Source organism: Xanthomonas sp. NCPPB 2864, assembly GCF_056675615.1.
The window spans coordinates 127,142-147,506 of the sequence record NZ_JBWWVS010000001.1 but is presented as its reverse complement, the minus strand read 5'-3'; the positions used below and the strand labels follow the sequence as shown (position 1 = coordinate 147,506).

Annotated in this window: 12 protein-coding genes; 11 read left to right on the top strand and 1 reads right to left on the bottom strand. The window is 66.7% G+C overall.

Translation table 11 applies throughout. The annotated features are described in order from the left end of the window. The first annotated feature begins 186 nt into the window (after window positions 1-186). The 3 genes from AC1KVE_RS00525 (at window position 187) to AC1KVE_RS00515 (ending at window position 5,990) form a co-directional block, all read left to right on the top strand. A complete protein-coding gene (locus AC1KVE_RS00525; RefSeq protein WP_184456759.1) occupies window positions 187-612 on the top strand; it encodes a VOC family protein in 426 nt (141 codons plus the stop codon). Window positions 613-886: 274 nt separating this feature from the next. After that, complete coding sequence (locus AC1KVE_RS00520) at window positions 887-3,274, top strand: TonB-dependent receptor plug domain-containing protein (RefSeq protein WP_184456757.1); 2,388 nt, start codon at window positions 887-889, stop codon at window positions 3,272-3,274. 316 nt (window positions 3,275-3,590) lie between these two features. Next, the gene (locus AC1KVE_RS00515) at window positions 3,591-5,990 is read left to right on the top strand and encodes a TonB-dependent receptor plug domain-containing protein (protein ID WP_481092032.1); all 2,400 of its coding nucleotides are present in this window, start codon (window positions 3,591-3,593) and stop codon (window positions 5,988-5,990) included. Between the two features lie 202 nt (window positions 5,991-6,192). Here AC1KVE_RS00515 and AC1KVE_RS00510 read toward each other — a convergent pair whose 3' ends face one another. Next, on the bottom strand, window positions 6,193-7,386 hold the full coding sequence (locus tag AC1KVE_RS00510; RefSeq protein WP_481092033.1) for a cytochrome P450: 1,194 nt from the start codon (window positions 7,384-7,386) through the stop codon (window positions 6,193-6,195). 446 nt (window positions 7,387-7,832) lie between these two features. Here AC1KVE_RS00510 and ybaL point away from each other — a divergent pair, with 446 nt between their 5' ends. The 8 genes from ybaL (at window position 7,833) to AC1KVE_RS00470 (ending at window position 20,033) form a co-directional block, all read left to right on the top strand. Next, window positions 7,833-9,530, top strand: coding sequence for a YbaL family putative K(+) efflux transporter (gene ybaL, locus AC1KVE_RS00505; RefSeq protein ID WP_046343878.1), 1,698 nt, complete (start codon window positions 7,833-7,835; stop codon window positions 9,528-9,530). Window positions 9,531-9,745: 215 nt separating this feature from the next. Continuing rightward, window positions 9,746-10,507: an HpcH/HpaI aldolase family protein gene (locus AC1KVE_RS00500; RefSeq protein WP_184613231.1), complete on the top strand. Its 762-nt coding sequence runs from the start codon at window positions 9,746-9,748 to the stop codon at window positions 10,505-10,507. Beyond that, window positions 10,508-12,640 carry a TonB-dependent receptor family protein gene (locus AC1KVE_RS00495; RefSeq protein WP_481092034.1) on the top strand — a complete coding sequence of 711 codons (2,133 nt, stop codon included), beginning with the start codon at window positions 10,508-10,510 and terminating at the stop codon, window positions 12,638-12,640. Between the two features lie 234 nt (window positions 12,641-12,874). Further along, a complete protein-coding gene (locus AC1KVE_RS00490; RefSeq protein ID WP_481092035.1) occupies window positions 12,875-14,101 on the top strand; it encodes an ATP-grasp domain-containing protein in 1,227 nt (408 codons plus the stop codon). Then, window positions 14,098-15,900 (top strand): IucA/IucC family protein, encoded by a 1,803-nt coding sequence (locus AC1KVE_RS00485; protein WP_481092036.1) that lies wholly within the window; start codon window positions 14,098-14,100, stop codon window positions 15,898-15,900. The genes AC1KVE_RS00490 and AC1KVE_RS00485 overlap by 4 nt, the downstream gene beginning before the upstream one ends. After that, on the top strand, window positions 15,897-17,093 hold the full coding sequence (locus tag AC1KVE_RS00480; protein ID WP_481092037.1) for an MFS transporter: 1,197 nt from the start codon (window positions 15,897-15,899) through the stop codon (window positions 17,091-17,093). The genes AC1KVE_RS00485 and AC1KVE_RS00480 overlap by 4 nt, the downstream gene beginning before the upstream one ends. Continuing rightward, entirely contained in the window at window positions 17,071-18,840 is a 1,770-nt protein-coding gene (locus tag AC1KVE_RS00475) for an IucA/IucC family protein (protein WP_481092038.1), read from the top strand. The genes AC1KVE_RS00480 and AC1KVE_RS00475 overlap by 23 nt, the downstream gene beginning before the upstream one ends. After that, window positions 18,837-20,033 carry a type III PLP-dependent enzyme gene (locus AC1KVE_RS00470; protein WP_481092039.1) on the top strand — a complete coding sequence of 399 codons (1,197 nt, stop codon included), beginning with the start codon at window positions 18,837-18,839 and terminating at the stop codon, window positions 20,031-20,033. Before AC1KVE_RS00475 ends, AC1KVE_RS00470 begins: the two co-directional genes overlap by 4 nt. Window positions 20,034-20,365: the final 332 nt, after the last annotated feature.

The following is a 20,365-nucleotide window of genomic DNA, read 5'->3' as shown; positions in this document are numbered from 1 at the left end:
ATGCGGCACGGCCGCATCCTGACGCCTGACCACACGCCCCGGCCTGCCCGGGGCGTGTGCGTTTTTGCCCGTTGTCCGTGCGGCGTTCTGATGCAGCCATCCAGGCGCGGGCATCGATGCGCCGTGAAGAGCTGCCGGCGGCCGCGGTGGTATCAACACCGCTTCCACCCTGCCGGAGCACCCACCATGGACGCAGCGCAGCTCTCACGTGGCCGCCTGATCGATCACCTGCATCTGGTCGTCCACGACCTGGCAGCGAGCCGACATTTCTACCAGGCGGTGCTCGATGTGCTGGGCATTCCGATCGGTGGCGAAGGCGAGGGATTCTTCTGGGCCGACGAGCTGTTCGTGTCCGATCGCGACACGATGGCGCAAGGCCAACTCACTGGCCGCCACCATCTCGCCTTCCAGGCGCACGACGTGGCCATGGTGCATGCATTCCATCAGGCCGCCCTCGCCCACGGCGGTCGCGACCACGGCGCGCCGGGCGTGCGCCCGTATCACCCGAGCTACTACGCCGCGTTCGTGCTCGACCCGGATGGCAACAACATCGAAGCGGTGTTCCATGGTCCTGCGCAACGCAGTGTCGATGCGGTGCAGATCACGTTCTGATGCAGAAGTTTCATATCTCGTATCGATGTCCATGATGGTGCAGGCAAGCGGCTGATACCGCAGGTCTGGTGCAAACCACGCATCACTTTGGTGCACGATGACAACGATGGCAGTAGCACGTCATACATGACAGTTACTTGCGCAACGTAACCAAAATTTGACATGCGGTTACACGTGGTTAATGGTTGGGAACGCACCGCAGCTGCCGCAACGGACGCGGCCCGGGAGGGGGCCCCCTGCGATGCATCCGTTCCCCACTCGGAGTTGTCACCGCATGAATTGCAAGACCAGTCCACTCGCAGTTGCCGTTGTTCTTGCACTGTCGTTTTCCGCTTCAAACGCGTCCGCGCAGTCACAGGCTCCCACCCAGAAAACGCTCGATACCTTGATCGTGACCGGCACGCGCGTGGCCGATCGCACCGTGGCCGAATCGGCATCGCCGATCGACATCATCTCGCCACAGGCACTGGAATCGACCGGCACCACCGAGCTGGCTACCGCGCTGTCACGCGCGATCCCCTCGTTGAATTTCCCGCGCCCGGCCATCTCCGACGGCTCGGACGCAGTGCGCCCGGCGCAGCTGCGCGGCCTGTCGCCCGACCAGGTGCTGGTGCTGGTCAACGGCAAGCGCTATCACAGCACCGCGTTGATCAATCTCAACGACACCCAGGGCCGTGGTTCGTCGCCGGCCGATCTCAACACCATTCCGATCGCCGCAGTGGAGCGCATCGAAGTGCTGCGTGACGGCGCATCGGCGCAATACGGTTCGGATGCGATTGCCGGCGTGATCAACATCGTGCTCAAGGGCAGCGGCGAAGGCGGCAGCGTCAATGGCCGCTACGGCAAGTACAGCGCCGGCGATGGCGAGCAATATCAGCTGTCCGGCGATGCCGGTTTCAGCTTTGCCGGCACCGGCAAGGTGCATCTGGCCGCACAGGCGGGACATTCGGACCAGACCAACCGCGCACTGCCATTCCAGGGCCGCGTGGAGCAGCGTTACGGCGATCCGGACATCGACCAGGGCGCGATCTCCTTCAACGGCGAATACAGCCCCACCGATTACCTGACCTTCTACTCGTTCGGCATGGTCAGCCGCCGCGAAGTGCTGTCCAACGGCTACTTCCGCTTTGCCGGCGACAACCGCAACCGCCCGGAAATCTATCCGGACGGCTTTCTGCCGCAGATCTACAACGTCAGCAAGGACGTGTCGTGGGTGGGCGGCTTGAAGACCTCCACCGAAGGCGGCTTGAACATCGATCTGAGCTACAACTACGGCCAGAACAATCTCACCTTCGATGTGCGCAACAGCTTGAACAACAGCCTGGGCCTGGCCAGCCCGACCGACTTCCATGCCGGTACGCTGGAAGTGACCCAGAACGTGCTCAATGCCGACTTCACCAAGACGCTCGACTGGGGCCTGGCGTATCCGGTCACGCTGGCCTTCGGTGCGGAATGGCGCGGTGAGAAGTTCAACCAGTCGCCCGGCGATGCGGCGTCCTCGGCCAATGGCGGCATTCCCTCTGCGGCAGGCACACTGATCCCGGGCGCACAGGTGTTTCCCGGCTTCAAACTCTCCGACGCCGGCTACTACAACCGCAACAGCCATTCGGCGTACGTCGACCTGGAAGCGGATCTGACCGAAAAGCTTTCGGCCGGCCTGGCCGGGCGCTACGAGAAGTACAGCGATTTCGGCGATACCGCCACCGGCAAGCTGTCGTTGCGTTACGCGTTCACCGACAAGGTGGCCGTCCGCGCCACCGCCTCCACCGGGTTCCGTGCGCCGTCGTTGCAGCAGCAGAACTTCCAGTCGATCGCCACGCAGTTCCTCAACGTGGCCCAGCCCAACGGCACGGTCACCGCGATCCCGTTCGAGATCGGCACCTTCCGTACCGACAACCCGGCCGCGATCGCACTCGGCGCCGAGCCGTTGAAGGCCGAGGAATCCAAGAACTACGGTCTTGGCGTGGTGCTGCAGCCGATCGAAAACCTGTACATCACGGTCGATGCGTACCGCATCGATATCGATGACCGCATCGTGCTGTCGGAAAACCTCACCTCCAATGCAGCGCGCAATTACCTGCAGGCCAATGGCTTCCCGGGCATCGGTGGCGGGCGCTACTTCACCAACGCGGTGGACACCAAGACCCAGGGCGTGGATGCGGTCGGCACCTATCGCTGGAACCTGGACGGCGGCAGCGCGGAGCTGACCTCCGGCTACAACTACAACAAGACCGAAGTGGAACGGGTCGCCGACAACCCGGCAGCGCTGGAAGCGATCGATCCGGGTGCGGTGCGCATCGGCCGCGCCGAACTCGGTCGCATCACCGAAGGCACGCCGCGCGACAAGTTCTTCCTGGGCGGCACCTGGTCGCCGGGCAACTGGTCGTTCACCGGCACCGCCACGCGCTGGGGCGAGTTCAGCACCTTCGGCACCAACGCCGGCAGCGACCAGACCTATGCGGCCAAATGGACGCTGGACCTTGCCGCGTCCTACAAGTTGAACGACTGGAACTTCACCATCGGCGGCGACAACGTGCTCAACGAGTATCCCGACCGTCAGGAAGCCGGCCTGGGCACGCGCACCTACCTGCCCTACAGCAGCGCCTCGCCGTTCGGTTTCAACGGTGCGCTGGTGTACGCCAACGTGAGCTACAGGTGGTAAATCGCCGCGTGCCGGTCGGCAGCGACCGGCATGTCGATCACCTCGTCCCGCCTCGCTGAGACGAGGCAGCACGCCCGCAGCATCACTCGCCCTTTCCGATTGTCGCGAAAGGGCGAGTTCCCCCCCCTTCTTTCGCAAGGATGCGCCACGCAGCAGACGCTGCGTTGCAGTCTGCTGTCTTGCTGTGCACGTCGCCTTGCCAGCGCACACGCGCTGCGCGCAGGCAACACGGATCACGCAGTCCGCCGTCGTCTTTCCCCCGGCAATGCGCGCAGCGCATCGCTGCGTCCACCATCCCCTTTGAGTCCCCATTCCCATGCACACCTCCAACGCACTCTCGCTTGCGATCTCGGTCGCACTCACCGTCTGTACGTTCGCTGCCAGTGCGCAATCGCAGCCTGCCCAGCCGCAGAAGACCCTGGACACCCTGATCGTCACCGGTACGCGCGTCAGCGACCGCACGGTGGCCGAATCCGAATCGCCGATCGACATCATCACCGAGCAGTCACTGCAGGCCACCGGCGCCACCGACATCGCCACCGCGCTGGGCAAGCTGCTGCCGTCGCTGAACTTCCCGCGCCCGGCGATCTCCGACGGCAACGATGCCGCGCGCCCGGCCACGCTGCGCGGCCTGTCGCCGGATGCGGTGCTGGTGCTGGTGGACGGCAAGCGCTATCACACCTCCTCGCTGATCAACTACAACCCGTACGTCGGCCGCGGCTCGGCGCCGGCCGACCTGAACTCGCTGCCGATGTCGGCCATCGCACGCATCGAAGTGCTGCGTGACGGCGCCTCGGCCCAGTACGGCTCCGATGCGATCGCCGGCGTGGTCAATATCGTGCTCAAGCATGGCGCCGATGCCGGCAGCAACAGCGTGTCGGTCAATGGCGGCATCATGGACAAGGGCGATGGCGAGCAGAACGGCATCGACGGCTCGGTCGGCCTGCCGTTCGGCGGCAGCGGCGGCGACACCGCACCGGGCTGGGTGCGGCTGTCGTGGAACTACCAGAACACCATGAGCACCAACCGCGGCGAGAACACCAACCGCGCCACCACCGTGCCGGGCACGCCCAATCCGGGCGGTGTCCCCTACCAGCGCCACGGCGACCCGGCCTCCACGTTCTACCAGGGGCTGGCCGCATTCGGCTACGCGTTCTCGCCCAACCTGGAACTGTACGGCCATCTCAGCATGAGCCGTCGCGAGGTCACCTCCAACGGCTATTACCGCGCCGCCGACAACACCGCGCGCAATGTGCAGGCGATCTACCCGAACGGCTTCCTGCCGCAGATCTACAACCCCACCAACGACCGCTCGGCCGTGCTGGGTTTGAAAGGCAGCACCGAGAGCGAATGGAACTGGGACGTGTCGGCCACCTACGGCAAGAACGACATGACCTTCAACATCCTCAACAGCATCAACACCAACCTGTACTACACCACCGGCAGCTCGCCGACCAACTTCAATTCCGGTGGCTTCGAAACCGAACAGGGCACGATCAACCTGGACGTCAACAAGTCCTTCGACTGGGGCCTGGCGTATCCGGTCAATGTGGCCTTCGGTGCCGAACATCGCCAGGACCGCTACCAGATCACCGCCGGCTCGCCGGAGTCGTACTTCTTCGATCCCAATACCATCAATCCCGACGACGGCGCGCCGTATCCGGGCGGCGCACAGGTGTTCTCCGGCCTGGAGCCGACGGTGGCCGGCAAGTTCGGACGCCACAGCAATGCGGTCTACGCCAACCTGGAAGCGGACATCACCGACAAGCTGTCCGGCGGCATCGCCGGGCGCCACGAAAACTACAGCGACGCTGGCTCCACGCGTTCGGGCAAGCTGTCGGCGCGCTACGCCTTCAGCGACACCTTCTCGCTGCGCGGCACCATCTCCAACGGCTTCCGCGCACCGTCGCTGGCCCAGCAGAACTACGCCTCGGTGGTGACGCTGATCCAGAACGGCGAGCTGGTGCAGGTCGGTACCTACCGCACCTCCGACCCGGTCGCGGTGGCACTGGGCGCCGGCCCGCTGAGCCCGGAGAAATCCACCAACTACGGCCTGGGCGCTGTGTGGCAGCCGACCGCCAGCTTCACTTCCAGCCTGGACGTCTACCAGATCCGCATCTGGGACCAGATCCTGTATTCGGACCAGCTGCAGCTGGCACAGCCGATCGGTCAGGTGGCCGCGATGCAGTTCTTCGTCAACGGCGCCACCAGCCGCACCCGTGGCGTGGACTGGATCAACAGCTATCTCGCCGACCTGGGCAGCTACGGCAAGCTCAATCTCAGTGCCAGCGCCAACTACAACAAGACCACGATCCTGGAACTGTCCAACCCCAACTTCGGGCGCGCCAGCCAGGGCCTGCTCACCGACGCCACCCCGCGCACCAAGTACATGGCGGCGGCGGACTGGACGCTGGGCGGTTTTGCGCTGAACTTCAACGCCACCCGCTACGGATCGATCAAGCGCATCAGCGACCCGGCCGATGGCAGCCAGGACCAGACCTACGACGCGCGCTGGTTGTTGAACCTGGCCGCCAGCCAGACCTGGAACGCGTTCACCTTCACCGTGGGCGCGGACAACCTCACCAATCAGTATCCGACCAAGGCGCAGCTGACCACCGCCTACGACGACCGCGCCGGCGGCCTGCAGTATTCGTCGCTGTCGCCGTTCGGCTTCAACGGCCGCTACTGGTACGGGCGGGTCACCTACCGGTTCTGATTGGCGGGTTTGAGCGGACCTGACGATCCGCGCCTGCGTCAACGCAAACACCGCCGAGTGATCGGCGGTGTTTGTCGTTGTGGCATCTCGATTCGCGTGCAGCGGCCCTGCGTCATCTGCCGCGGTGATTGCCAGCACTACGACTGCAGCAACAATGCGTGCCGACCTGGCCCGGCCCGGCACTGCGCCGCCTGGCCGCAGCTCACCAGGAGGCGAGCAGCGCGTCCACACCACGCAGGTTGGCGCGATCGTTCCAGCTCAGCGTGTCCAGCTGCTCCAGCCGAAGCGCCGGCAGACGCGCCAGCAGGCAGGCCAGCGCGGCCTCCATTTCGATCAGCGCCAGCCGGTTGCCCAGGCAGTGGTGAATGCCGCCACCGAACGACAGCGCACGGCCCTGCTGGCGGCGGATATCCAGCAGCTGCGGGTCGGTGAACTGCAGCGTGTCGTGATTGGCCGCGCCCAGCATCAGATACAGCATGGCGCCCTGGGGGACCGCCACGCCCTCGATCTCGACATCTTGCAACGCCGTGCGCGTGGCGATCTGCACCGAGCTGTCGTAGCGCATGCATTCAAGCACTGCATTGGGCAGCAGGCTCGGGGTTTCCTGCAGCAGGCGCAATTGCTGCGGATGCCGATGCAGCGCGACCAGCGCATTGCAGATCATGTTGGAGGTGGTTTCGTGGCCGGCAAAGAACAGCAGGATCACGTTGGAGACGATCTCCTCGTCGCTCAGGCGGCGGCCGTTGTCCTCGGCCTGGATAAAACGCGCGATCAGATCATCGCCGCCAGCGCTGCGCCGTTGCGCGATCACGCCGTGGAAATATGTCGCCAGCTGGTCGTACGCAACGCTGGTGGCCTGCAGTTCTTCCGCCGTCATCATCGGATCGAAGACTTTTGCCAGTGCGCTGGTCGCGTGGCTCAACGCGGTGACATCGGCCGCATCGATATCCAGCATCCGGCAGATGATGGCGATCGGCAGCGGGAACGCGAACTCGGTCAGCAGATCGCAGTGGCCGTTTGCCTGGAAAGCATCGATCAACCCGGCGGCGGTATCGCTGGCCACTTCACGCATGGACTCCATCTGCCGCGCACCGAAGGCCTGTGTCATCAGTCCGCGCAACTGGGTGTGCAGCGGCGGGTTGAGCAGCAGGAACATGCGGCTCATGCCCTGAAACAGCGGCAGCTGCACCGCCGCCTCGCCGTAACGCAGACGAATGCTTTGCAGATAGTCGCGGCCGACCCGGCGATCGCTGAGCAGGCGATCGACCACGGCGTAGCGGCCAGACATCAGCCGCCCGTCTGCCACCTGCACCAACGCGCCTTCGGCGCGCAGGCGTGCATAGGTCGGATAGGGATCGTGCCGGAACTGGAGTGTTGCCAAATCGCTGAGATGCATGGCCTGGCTCGTGTGGCGTCACCCGCAACAGGGGCGATGCGTGCGTGGGCCTGCCGAACGACGCAGGCGCTCCACTGGGAGCCCGGATTGTCGGCCGGCGCCACGCTGTGGCCTTGCGCAAGCGCGAAGAGGTGTCGTCAATGTTGAATCGGCGTGCCGGACTTGCGCCCTGCGTCGCAACTCGCACGCGCAGGCGCGGGCCACAGCGGTTTACGCGCGGCGTCTGACGCATGGATCGGCCTGCGTGCATGCGCTGCGTGTCGCATCGCGTTAATCAAGCGCTGTGTACTATGGGCGTCCGGCCAACCGGACCAGCAACGCGGTCCCGGTTCCCCCGCGCCGGACTCCAGCCATGACCACGCAATGCCCGCAGGCGACGCCCGGCGCAGTGCCGTTGGCTGGTCGCGCCCGCGACGCTCTCTCGGACACTCTCACAACGGATTGGAATGCATCACGACACCAGCCTCATCGACATCATCGCAGTCGGCCTCGCGGTCGCTTTCGTGCTGGGCACGCTCGCACAGAAAGTGAAACTCTCGCCGCTGGTCGGCTATCTGCTGGCCGGCGTCTGCGTCGGGCCGTTCACGCCCGGCTTCGTGGCCGACCAGACCATGGCCAACCAGCTGTCCGAGCTGGGCGTGATGCTGCTGATGTTCGGCGTGGGCCTGCACTTCTCGCTCGACGATCTGATGGAAGTGAAATGGATCGCCATTCCGGGCGCGTTGGCGCAGATCGTGGTCGCCACGCTGCTTGGCTGGGCGCTGGCCTGGAGCATGGGCTGGCCGTTGATGCATGGGCTGGTGTTCGGTCTGGCGCTGTCGGTGGCCAGTACCGTGGTGCTGCTGCGTGCACTGGAGGAACGCCGCCTGCTGGAAACCCAGCGCGGCCGCATCGCGGTGGGCTGGCTGATCGTCGAAGATCTGGTGATGGTGATCGCGCTGGTGATGTTGCCGGCGCTGGCCGAGGTGCTGGGCACCGCCGCGCCGGCCGCGGCGCATGCCGGCGAATCCACCTCGCTGCTGGCCGCGCTGGGCCTGACGCTGTTCAAGATGGTGGCGTTCGTGGCAGTGATGCTGGTGGTCGGGCGGCGGGTGATTCCGTGGTCGCTGGAAAAGGTCGCCGCCACCGGCTCGCGCGAGCTGTTCACCCTGGCCGTGCTCGGCATCGCGCTGGGCGTGGCGTTCCTGTCGGCCACGCTGTTCGGCGTGTCGTTCGCGCTTGGCGCGTTCTTCGCCGGCATGTTGCTGAAGGAATCCGAGCTCAGCCACAAGGCCGCCAGCGATTCGCTGCCGTTGCGCGATGCATTCGCGGTGCTGTTCTTCGTCTCGGTGGGCATGCTGTTCGACCCGATGATCCTGGTCGAGCATCCGTGGCAGGTGCTGGCCACGTTCCTGACCGTGACCCTGGGCAAGTCGCTGGCCGCATTCGTGATCGTGCGTGCATTCGGCCACCCCACCGGCACCGCGCTGACCATTTCCACCAGCCTGGCGCAGATCGGCGAGTTCTCCTTCATCCTGGCCGGGCTGGGCGTGCAGCTGGCGATCCTGCCGGAAACCGGGCGCGACCTGATCCTGGCTGGCGCGCTGCTGTCGATCATCGCCAACCCATTCCTGTTCTCGTGGCTGGACCGCTGGCAGGCCAGGCAGGCGCAGGACGCCCCAGCCGCGGTGGAGCCGGAACTGCCGCCCGGCCCGCCGCTACCGCTGGACGGCCATGCCATCGTGATCGGCTATGGCCGCGTCGGCAGCGCGCTGGCGCAGTTGCTGCGTAGCCGCGGCGTGCCGGTGCTGGTGATCGACGACAACAGCGATCATGTGGCCAAGGCGCATGCGGCCGGCATTCCCGGTATCCGCGGCAGTGCGGCGGCCGACCGCGTGCTGGCCGAAGCCCGCCCGGAGCACGCCAAGATCGCGATCCTGGCGATCCCGCAGCCGCTGGAAGCCGGCGAGGCGCTGGCCAAGCTGCGCGCGATCAACCCGTCGCTGACGCTGCTGGCGCGCGCGCACAGCGACACCGAGGTCAAGCACCTGCTCGAACACGGCGCCGACGGCGCGGTGCTGGCCGAACGCGAGCTGGCCTATTCGCTGGCCGAGATGGTGATGTCCACCCCGCCGTATCGGGCATTGCGCGTACCGGCGTCGTAACCGCAAGGCGGGGCGACGCAGCGCTGCACGACACGAAAACCCGCCGGCGGCGCCTGCGGGTTTTTTGTTGCCTGCAGGTGGTTCAGTGCGAAACGGCTTGCAGCCGTGCATTGATCGAACTGCGACCAGGGCACCGAAAAATGCCCACCAAATCCACTTGATAATCATTCCCATCCGGAGCAGGATGAGCGCCCGTTTCCTTGGCGGCCTCATCCATGACGTTTGCGGTTGGCGTTCTCAACGCAGTGCCAAGCGTGCAGTTGTGCGAGCTGCTGGGCCGCATCGGCTACGGCTTTGTGGTGCTCGACCTGGAACATGTGCTGCGCGCGCCGGACGAACTGGAACACGCCATCCGCGCCTGCGAGCTGTCCGGCTGCGAGGCTTGGGTGCGCGTGCCGGAGGTGGACGAAAAACTGATCGGCCGCGTGCTGGATGCCGGCGCGCGCGGGATCGTGATTCCACGCGCCGAATCGGCCGCGCAACTGGCCGATGCCATCGCCGCGGCACGGTTTCCGCCACTGGGCCGGCGCGGCATCACCGGCGGGCGCGTCACCGGTTTCGGCAATGTCGACCTGCCCACGTATATCGCGCAGGCCAATCGCAATATCCGCATCGTGCCGATGATCGAAAGTGCCGCCGGCATTGCGGCAGTGCCCGAGCTGCTGGCGCTGCCCGGCGTGGCGCTGGTGATGGAAGGCGCGCTGGATCTTGCGCTGGATCTGGGCCTGGGCCCACAACCGACCCATCCACAGGTGTGGGAGCTGCTGCTGCAATTGCATGCGCATTGCGTTGCGGCCAACGTGCCGTTCTGCCCCAATCCGCGCACCGACGCGCAACGCGCGCACTGGCTGCAACAGCCTGACCTGCGCTGGCTGCTGGCCGGCGAAGACCGCGCGCTGATTCAACGCGCACTGCGCGGCCACCTGGCCAGCTTCGCCGCACCCACTCCACCACCCGCCTGCAGGAGCACGCCGTAGATGTCGACGTTCCGTTTCCACGCCCTGACCATCGCCATCGCTGCGGCCACCTGGGCCCTGCCGCCGTTGGTGTTCGCCACCGAGTCACCGGATGCGGCAGCCACCGATGCGCAGACGCCGATCCGTGCGCTGGACACGATCCAGGTGCAAGGCAGCCTGCTCGGGCGTTCCAGGCCCGACGACGTGCAGCGCTATGCCGGCAGCCGCCAGGTGATCGACCGCGAGCAACTGCGCAATGGCGGCAACCGCTCGCTGGACGATGCCCTGCAGCGCGTGCCGGGCATCAAGATCTTCGACGAGACCGGCACCGGGGCGTTGCCGCAGCTGATGCTGCGCGGCCTGTACGAAAGCCGCAGCGGCCGCGTGCAGGTGCTGGAAGACGGCATTCCGCTGGCACTGGCGCCGTACGGGCAGACCAGCCTTTCGTTGTTTCCGGTGGGACTGAACCAGATCGACCGCATCGATATCGTGCGCGGTGGCGCGGCCGTGCAATACGGGCCGAACAACGTCGGCGGGGTGATCAATCTGGTCAGCAAGGAGATCCCCAGCGAGTGGAGTACCACGCTGGCGCACAAGGTCACCGCCGGCGGCCAGGGCCAGTTCCTGCAGGACAGCGCGCTCAGCAGCGGCGGCTACCTCACCGACAACCTCGGCCTGCAGGTCGATGCCAATCGCACTTACGGCGAGTACTGGCGCGCGCACAGCGATACCGACATCAGCAATCTGCGCGTGCGTGCGGAGTGGTGGCTGGACGACACCAAGTTGCTCAAGGCCAGCGTGCAACGCTATCTGGTCGACATGGATCTGGCCGGCGCGCTCAGCCCGGACGATTACCGGCGCGACCCGCGCCAGTCCACGCGCCCGCTGGACAGCTTCAATGGGCGTACCACGCGCGCGTCGTTGAGCTACGAGCAGTTGTTCGGAGACTGGGGCCCGCTGAAAGATGTTCGATTGTCCTGGACCAACTTCAGCGCGCGCAGCAGCCGCAACTTCATCGTCGGCATGCGCCAGGCCGCCACCGAAACCTGGCGTTCGGACCTGCCGCCGCAACTGCGCCAGACCGCACCGCGCGACTTCCGCGTGGTCGGCAGCGAGCCGCGGCTGAGCTGGAGCATGGGGAATGCCGGCGGCGTGCGTCAGCAGTGGACCGCCGGCGTGCGTGCGGTGCACGAGGACATCGATTTTTTGGTCGGCAATCTGCGCCTGCGCGATGGCCTGTTCACCAGCGTGCGTGACTGGCAGTTCGAAGACCGCGCCCTGGCCGCCTACGTCAGCAATGCGATCACCCTGCCCGACGAACGCCTGACCATCACCCCGGGCCTGCGCTACGAGCGGCTGGATTCGCGCTATTTCAATCGCGCCACCGGCCTGCGTACGCTCAACCAGACCCGCGATGTATTGCCGGGGTTGACGATTGGTTTCCAGGCCAACGCACACTGGTTCTTCTATGCGGACGGGCAGCGCTCGCTGCGTGCGCCGCAGGTCACCCAGATCATCTTCGGCAACAACCTGGATGCCGAACTGGCATGGAATTACGAAGCCGGCACGCGTTACCAGCCCAACGACCGCACCCGCATCCAACTCGGTGCCTATCTGATCGATTTCGATCAGCAGATCCAGTTGGACAACACCACGCGCGTGTTCCGCAACCTCGGCAAGACCCGCCATCAAGGCGGCGAGCTGGAACTGCAATGGAGCCCGGAAAACCTGCGCGCGCTCACCCTCAACGCCGGTTATGCATATCTGGATGCCAGCCAGGAATCGGGCGCATTCCGTGGACTGCGCGTGCCCTACACCTCGCGCAACCAGATCACCCTGGGTGGCAACTACACGCTCGGTCACACCACTGTCGCACTGTCGAGCTACTACTTCAGCAAGGCCTACAGCGATGCGGCAAACACCGTGCAGGAGAACGCGATCGCCTCGGTCGGCGAGTTGCCGTCGTACTGGGTATGGAACACGCAGGTGAGCCATACCCTGTTCGAACGCGATGGACAAAAATTCAGCGCGTCGCTGGCGATCAACAATCTGTTCGATCGGCAGTACTGGTTCCGCGGTGTGGATACCAGCCCGTGGGGCCGCCAGGCCGCACCGTCACGCACCGTCACCGCCGGGCTGGAGTACACGTTTTAGGCCTCCCACCCGGCACATGCCGTAGCAACCGACGTACAGGGGCGTCGGTCGGCTGACGGCAACGGCGCTCGCGCTGGCGGGCGCCGCAGACAACACGGCGTGCATGACGCACGTCTCCCTGCCGCAGCATGCGGCATGCGATCACCGTATCGCAGGCCACCCAACGCCCCTGCGGCGCCAGGCAGCCCGTTTCAGTACCGGTTTTTTCCACCGTCCTGTTGAACGAGAGCTGCCATGACTGCGACATCCGCTGCACCGTTGGTGATCCTCACCCATGTCTGCCATCCGGCCATCACCGAAGGGTTTCTTCCGGCCGCGCATGCGCTCGGCCTGCCGGTGTGGCTGCTGACCGACCACCGACTCGATCACCTCAGCCATTTCCGCGAGCATCCGGCGCATGCACCGCAACGGGTGATCGAATGCGATGTGTTCAATCCGCTCGGCGTGCTGGATGTACTGCACGACGCCGATGTGTCGCCGCGCGCGGTGTTCAGCAACAGCGATCATCTGCAGACCAGCACCGCGCTGGTCGCAGCGGGTCTCGGCCTGCCCGGCAAGGACTGGCAGGTCTGCTACGCGGCCAAGAACAAGGCGGCGATGCGTCAGCGCCTGCGTGCGCGTGGGCTGCCATCGCCGTGGTTCTGCACGCTGGCGCCGGGCGCCGCATTGCCGGCCGACATTCCGTGGCCGGTGGTGGCCAAACCGCGCGAGGGCGTGGCCAGTCTGGACGTGCGCCATTGTGCAGATGCCGCGCAGTTGCAGGCCTATCTGGACGATGTGTGGCAGCGCCATCCGCAGCGCACCGTGCTGCTGGAAGGCATGCTGGAAGGGGAGCTGTTTACGCTGGAAACGCTGGGCGACGGCCATACGTTGCAGGCGCTGGGCGGCTTCAAGGTGCGCTTGTCGCCACCGCCGCACTTCGTGGAATGCGAGGCGCAGTGGGATGCCCGCGTGGACACGCCGGTGATTGCGCAGGCGCTGCAACAGCTGCGCAGCTTCGGGGTCGGCTTCGGGCTGTGCCATAGCGAATTCATCCTCACCAGCGACGGCCCGGTGCTGGTGGAGATCAACTACCGCAGCATCGGCGACCGCCGCGAGTTCCTGCTCGACGACATGTTCGGCGGGCAGTGGTTCACCGCCGCGCTGGCGCCGCATCTGGGCCTGCCGCTGCCGCAGCTGCGCTGCGATCGCGCCCATGCCTTGCTGCGTTACTACGTCGCCGCGCAGGACGGCGAGCTGGTGACCGCCAGCGAAGATCGCCGCCACCACGATGCGCACAGCGATGTGCAGTACCGGCGCATGCGCGCGCCCGGTGAACGCATCCGCCTGAGCCATTCCAACAAGGATTACCTGGGTGTGCTGAGCGCGGTGGCCAGCGATGCACAGGCGCTGCAACAGGCGGTGGTGCATGCCGAAGCGGGGCTGCAGTGGCGGATCGATGGCGCGGAGCTGCGCGCATGAGCAGTGCCGCCGACCAACGCTATATCGCCACCCGCATCATCGATGCCTGCCTGCGCGAGGACCTGCGCGGCATCGCCACCCGCGGCAGCGCCGCAATACCCGAGGCAGGCGTACTGGCGGCATGGACCGACCCCAGCCCGGTGGAGGGCTGGTGGCGCATCGCGCATCTGCCCGACGGCACGCTGTGGTTGCCGATCCATCGGCAGGGCTATCTGCAGGACATCAGCGCCTGCGGCGACAGCTGGATCGTGCAGGGCGCCCATGGCGCGCATGTCGAACGCGGTGCGCAGGCCTGGCTGCAACGCATGAGCGCGCAGCTGGACAGCGAGACGCAACAGCTGCATCGCGCCTACGCCGAAGAAGCCGAGTGCGCTGCCGCCCACCTGGGCCTGGCGCGCCAGGCCTACGACGCGCAGGCACCTGCGCTGCTCAACGCCTTGCAGCATGCAGATGCGGCCGAGCGTGCATACCGCTGCGATCAACTGGCCAGCTATCGCGATCATCCGTTCTATCCCACCGCACGTGCCAAGGCCGGGCTGGATGCCTCGGAACTGCGCGATTACGCACCGGAATTCGCGCCCACCTTTACGCTGCGCTGGCTGGCGGTTCCGCGTGCGCAGGTCAGCTGCACCAGCGCTACGCCGGCCGAGTTGTGGCCGGACTTCGCCACGCTGGGCCTGCCGCCTGCGGTGGCCGACACGCATGTCGCCTGGCCGGTGCATCCGCTGGTGTGGGCGCGGCTGGAGCAGGACGGGTTTGCACTGCCGCCAGGCACACTGCGGGCGCCGCAGGCCTGGCTGGAGGTGCGCCCCACCCTGTCGGTCCGCACGCTGGTGCCGCTGCAGCATCCGCAGCTGCATCTCAAGCTGCCGATTCCGATGCGCACGCTGGGCGCGCTCAATCTGCGCCTGATCAAGCCCTCCACGCTGTACGACGGCCACTCGCTGGAGCGCGCACTGCGGCGCATCGATGCGCTGGATCCGGCCCTGCGCGGCCGCTGCGTGTTCGTGGACGAATCGCATGGCGGGCATGTGGGACAGACCCGTCATCTGGCCTATCTGCTGCGGCGTTATCCACCGCTGGACGCCACCACGCTGGTACCGGTGGCCGCGCTGTGCGCGCGGTTGCCCGATGGCCGGCCGATGGCGATCCATCTGGCCGAGCGCTTTGCGCAGGGCGATCTGCTCGGCTGGTGGCGCGAGTACACCGAGCTGATGCTGGCGGTGCATCTGCGTCTTTGGCTGCGCTACGGCATCGCGCTGGAAGCCAATCAGCAGAACAGCGTGCTGGTCTACGCCGATGGCCAGGCGACGCGGCTGCTGATGAAGGACAACGACGCCGCGCGCATCGCGATGCCGCAGTTGCGCGCGCAGCTGCCGGATCTGGACGCGTTGGGCCCGCTGCACGATGCGCGCATCGCGGTGGACCAGCCGCAAGCCCTGGCGCAGATGTTCTGCACCATCGTGCTGCAGCTGGATCTGCAGGCGGTGCTGGAAGGCCTGGCCGAATGGCAGCCGGCGCTGCGCGCGCCGCTGTACACGCAGTTGCAGACGCAGTTCGCCTTGACGCTGGCGCAGCTGGATGTCGATGGCATCGATACCGCTCCCGCACGTCGCCTGCTGGCCGCACCGCGGCTGCCGGTGAAATACCTGCTCAGCGCCGGCAGCCTGCTCAGCAAGCAACTCACCGGTGCGAGCGACATCAACAAGTTCTACGGCGATAGCGCGCCCAATCCCTTCGGCGACGCCTTCGCTGGCGCGCAGCACAGGCCGCGTCGGCAGGCGGGTGCCCAGCGATGAAGCGCATCCTGGGCCCGGTGCTGGCCGCGCATTACCTGGCCGCCTTCACCGCACTGGGCATGCCGTTGTTTCTGCCGCAGGTGCTGGCCGAACTGGCGCCCTCGGCGGCGGTTGGCTGGAGCGGCGTGCTGTACGTGTTGCCGACGCTGTGCACCGCGTTGACGGCCGGCACCTGGGGGCGTCTGGCCGACCGCTATGGACGCAAGCGCTCGCTGCTGCGTGCGCAGCTGGGGCTGGCGCTGGGCTTTGCGATCGCCGGCTTTGCGCCGTCGCTGAGCTGGCTGGTGATCGGCCTGATCGTGCAAGGCACCTGCGGCGGCTCGCTGGCGGCGGCCAATGCGTACCTGGCCAGCCAGCCGCAGGCCGGCCCGCTGGCGCGTGCGCTCGACTGGACGCAGTACTCGGCGCGCCTGGCGATGGTCAGCGCGCCCGCGTTGCTGGGCCTGGCCGTGGCGCTTGGCCCGGCGCAGTCGCTGTATCGCGCGCTTGCACTGCTGCCGCTGCTGGCGTTCGCGCTGACCTGGCGTCTGCCCGCCGACCGACCTGCGCCGCGGCTGACCTCGTCCCCTGCGCAGTCCGCGCCCTCCGGGCATGCGGCTGCGTCGGCGCCATCGGCGTCAGCACCGGCCAGCGCACTGTGGCCTGCGTTGCTGATCGCGCAGTTCCTGTTCTGCTTCGCGATGGTGGTGACCTTCCCCTACTTCATCCCGTATGCGCTGGCGCGCGGCGGCGGCCACGACGCGCTGGCCGGCCTGCTCTACAGCCTGCCGCACCTGGTCTATCTGGTGGTGTTGCCGTGGTGGCGGCGCGGCGATGGCGAAGCCTGGCTGGTGCCCGGCCTGGTGCTATTCGCGCTGGCCTGCCTGTGGCAGGCGCTGCTGCACGACGCCATCGCATTGGCAGCGGCACGCCTGCTGTTCGGGTTCGGCATGTTGTTCGGCCTGCGTGGGCTCAACCGCAGCCTGGCGCTGGTCGCCAGCGGGCATGGCGCCGGGCGCCTGTTCGGCCGCTTCGATGCCTGCGGCAAATGGGCCGGCGTGTTCGCCGGTGCCGCTGCCGGCGCGCTGGCCCAGGCGGCCGGCCCTGCCACCCCGTTCCTGGCTGCCGCGCTGGCTGCGGCGGCCGCTGCGCTCACCGTTCTGGTGCGCTTCCCTTCGAGGAGATCCGCCGATGTCGCCGCACACGATGCATGACCCCTGGTACGACAGCATGGCCGACGCGCAGGCCTGCAGTTGCTGGTTGAACTGCTACCTGCGCGAGTTCGCAATTCCGCAACGCGCAGTGGACTTCGATTACCGCGGGCTGGATCGCCCCGGCCCGCGCGTGGCCGAGCAGCGCTGGCTGCGGATCGCGCTGGGCGATACCGGCACGCTGTGCGTGCGCATTGCCTATGCCGATCGCCTGGGCCGCTGCCGCTTTGCCTCCACGCCGTTTCTCAAGGGCGCCGGCCAACCGTGGCAGAGCCTGGACGCGCATGCCTTGGCGCGTTGCCTGCTGCAGGCGCTGGGCAGCACGCAGGCGGTCAACCCGGAACTGCTCGCGCAAAGCGCCAACAGCGTGGCGATCACTGCCGCACTGCTGCGCCAGGCACAGGGCACCGCCGCGACCGGCGAGGCGATGATCGACGCCGAACAATCGATGCTGTGGGGGCATGCCTTGCATCCCACGCCCAAGAGCCGCGAAGGCGTCGATCTGGCGCAGGTGTTGGCCTGCGCGCCGGAAGCGCGCGCCGCGTTCCAGCTGTTCTGGTTCCGCATCGACCCACGGCTGCTGCGCATGCAGGGCCGCGATGTGCGTGCCAGCCTGCGGCAACTCTCCGGCAGCGACGCGCTGTATCCCTGTCATCCGTGGGAAGCGCAGCGCCTGCTCGACGACCCGCTGCTGCGCACCCTGCAGGCGCGCGGGCTGATCGAGCCTGTCGGCACGCTGGGCGATGAACTGCGCCCCACCTCGTCAGTGCGCACGCTGTATCACCCGGAACTGGACTATTTCCTCAAGTGCTCGGTGCATGTGCGGTTGACCAACTGCGTGCGCAAGAACGCCTGGTACGAGCTGGAAAGTGCGGTCGCGCTCACCGAGCTGCTGGCACCGAGCTGGCGTGCGCTGGCAGTGCAGGTGCCGGGCTTCGATGTGATGCTGGAGCCGGCAGCCACCTCGCTGGAGGTCGCCCAGGTCGATCCCGCCTTGCACGATGCCGATCCGCTGGCGGCGCGTGGCCTGTCGGAGAGCTTCGGCATCCTGTACCGGCAGACCCTGCCCGCCGCGCAACGCGCGCGTTGGCAGCCGCAGGTGGCCGCCGCGTTGTTCACCTGCGATGCGCAGGGCAACAGCGTGTGTGCGTCCAGGCTGCAGGCACTGGGCGGCGCGCAGATGGATCGCCACACCGCCACGCTGCTGTGGTTCCGCGCCTATGCCGGCTTGCTGCTGGACGGGGTGTGGAGTGCCCTGTTCCAGCACGGCATCGCGCTGGAACCGCACCTGCAGAACACTGTGATCGGCTTTGCCGATGGCTGGCCGACGCGGGTATGGATCCGCGACCTGGAAGGCACCAAGCTGCTCGCACATCACTGGCCCGCCACGCGCTTGCAGGGCGTGGGCGAACGCGCCCGGCAATCGCTGTACTACACGCCGGAACAGGGCTGGAATCGCGTGGCGTATTGCGCACTGGTCAACAACCTGGCCGAGGCGATCTTCCATCTGACCGAAGGCGATACCGTGCTGGAGGCGCGCCTGTGGCAATGCGTGGGCGAGCTGGCCGCACGCTGGCAACAGCGCCATGGCACGCAAGCCGCGCTGCAGGGCCTGCTCGACGGCGCGCCGCTGCCCGGCAAGAACAACCTGGGCACGCGGCTGTGGCAACGCGCCGATCGCCAATCCGATTACACCGCGCTGCCCAATCCGATTCCATGCATCGCAGCGGCACGGCGGGTGGCGGCATGAGCCTGCGCATCGATATGGACGCCGTGATGCAGGCGTTGCCGGGCATCCGCGACCAAAGCGATGGCCCGCTGTGCGCCTACGTCTACGACCTGGCCGCCCTGGATGCGCATGCGGCCTGGATGCGCGCGCAACTGCCGGCCGACTGCGAGCTGTTCTACGCGGCAAAAGCCAATGCGGAGCCACCGATCCTGCACACGCTCGCCCCGCACGTGGATGGCTTCGAGGCGGCCTCCGGCGGCGAACTGGCCTGGCTGCACACGCAACAACCCCGGGCTGCGTTGTTGTTCGGCGGCCCTGGCAAGCTCGATGGCGAACTGGCCCAGGCCGTCGCACTGCCCGACTGCACCGTGCATGTGGAAAGCCTGGGCGAACTGGAGCGCCTGGCCGCGATCGCGGTGCAGGCCGGCCGCTGCGTGCCGGTGTTCCTGCGCATGAATATCGCCGTGCCCGGTGCGCAGAGCACGCGCCTGATGATGGGCGGGCAGCCCTCGCCGTTCGGCCTGGACCCGGACGATCTGGACGCGGCGATCCAGCGGCTGCGGGCCAGCCCCTCGCTGCGATTGGAAGGCTTCCATTTCCATCTGATGTCGCACCAGCGCGATGCCGGCGCGCAGTTGCATCTGATCGCCGCCTACCTGCGCACCGTGCAGCAGTGGCGGCAGACCTACGCGCTTGGCCCGTTGCGGGTGAATGCAGGCGGCGGCTTCGGTGTGGATTATCTGGCGCCGGAATCGTCGTTCGACTGGGCCGGCTTCTGCGCCGGGCTGCCTGCCTTGCTACGCGCACACGGCCAGGCGCTGCGCCTGCGGCTGGAACCGGGGCGCTATGTCAGCGCCAGCTGTGGCTGGTATCTGATGGACGTGCTGGACCTCAAGCGCAGCCACGGCGCGTGGTTTGCGATCGCCCGCGGCGGCACCCATCACTTCCGCACCCCGGCCGCGCAAGGCCACGATCATCCGTTCCGTGTGTTGCGTGGCAGGCACGCGCCGGTGCTGCGCGACACCCCGGTCACCCTGGTCGGGCAGCTGTGCACGCCCAAGGACGTGCTGGCGCGCAACCAACCTGTCGCAGCGCTGGCGCCAGGCGACTGCCTGGCTTTCCCGCTGGCCGGTGCGTATGCGTGGAATATCTCGCACCAGCAGTTCCTGATGCATCCGCCGCCGCAGATGGTGTTCCTAACGCAGGGGCATTGACGTACCGATTGCGGACGAACAAAGCTTAGGCCTGGGTCAGCAGGCCCACATGCAGATGTGCTGTTGCCGCAATTTCCTGAGGTGACTCGAAGTAGCTGTGCAGAAATTTCGTAGAAGTTAGCCAAGCGGATTGTTGCCCAGTGACAACTCTCCTAGGGAAGGTCTGAACGACCCACCAAACCTCTCAAATTCCAGCTTCTTGCATGTCAGTGACGAGCAACATGTCGTGTTTAGTGCGATTTCTGCAACTTTCTAGCGTTTTAGCTGCCGCCAGGCAGCATTACCCCCGGGCCGGCAGCAATTGCCGGCGCACCATCCATCAGTTGGCCTAT

Bases quoted from the DNA above. Each gene is read 5' to 3' on its own strand.
- AC1KVE_RS00490 (WP_481092035.1), top strand. From the start codon at position 12,875: ATGACTGCGACATCCGCTGCACCGTTGGTGATCCTCACCCATGTCTGC.
- AC1KVE_RS00475 (WP_481092038.1), top strand. From the start codon at position 17,071: ATGTCGCCGCACACGATGCATGACCCCTGGTACGACAGCATGGCCGAC.
- AC1KVE_RS00480 (WP_481092037.1), top strand. From the start codon at position 15,897: ATGAAGCGCATCCTGGGCCCGGTGCTGGCCGCGCATTACCTGGCCGCC.
- AC1KVE_RS00495 (WP_481092034.1), top strand. From the start codon at position 10,508: ATGTCGACGTTCCGTTTCCACGCCCTGACCATCGCCATCGCTGCGGCC.
- AC1KVE_RS00470 (WP_481092039.1), top strand. From the start codon at position 18,837: ATGAGCCTGCGCATCGATATGGACGCCGTGATGCAGGCGTTGCCGGGC.
- AC1KVE_RS00525 (WP_184456759.1), top strand. From the start codon at position 187: ATGGACGCAGCGCAGCTCTCACGTGGCCGCCTGATCGATCACCTGCAT.
- AC1KVE_RS00500 (WP_184613231.1), top strand. From the start codon at position 9,746: ATGACGTTTGCGGTTGGCGTTCTCAACGCAGTGCCAAGCGTGCAGTTG.
- ybaL (WP_046343878.1), top strand. From the start codon at position 7,833: ATGCATCACGACACCAGCCTCATCGACATCATCGCAGTCGGCCTCGCG.
- AC1KVE_RS00485 (WP_481092036.1), top strand. From the start codon at position 14,098: ATGAGCAGTGCCGCCGACCAACGCTATATCGCCACCCGCATCATCGAT.
- AC1KVE_RS00510 (WP_481092033.1), bottom strand. From the start codon at position 7,386: ATGCATCTCAGCGATTTGGCAACACTCCAGTTCCGGCACGATCCCTAT.
- AC1KVE_RS00515 (WP_481092032.1), top strand. From the start codon at position 3,591: ATGCACACCTCCAACGCACTCTCGCTTGCGATCTCGGTCGCACTCACC.
- AC1KVE_RS00520 (WP_184456757.1), top strand. From the start codon at position 887: ATGAATTGCAAGACCAGTCCACTCGCAGTTGCCGTTGTTCTTGCACTG.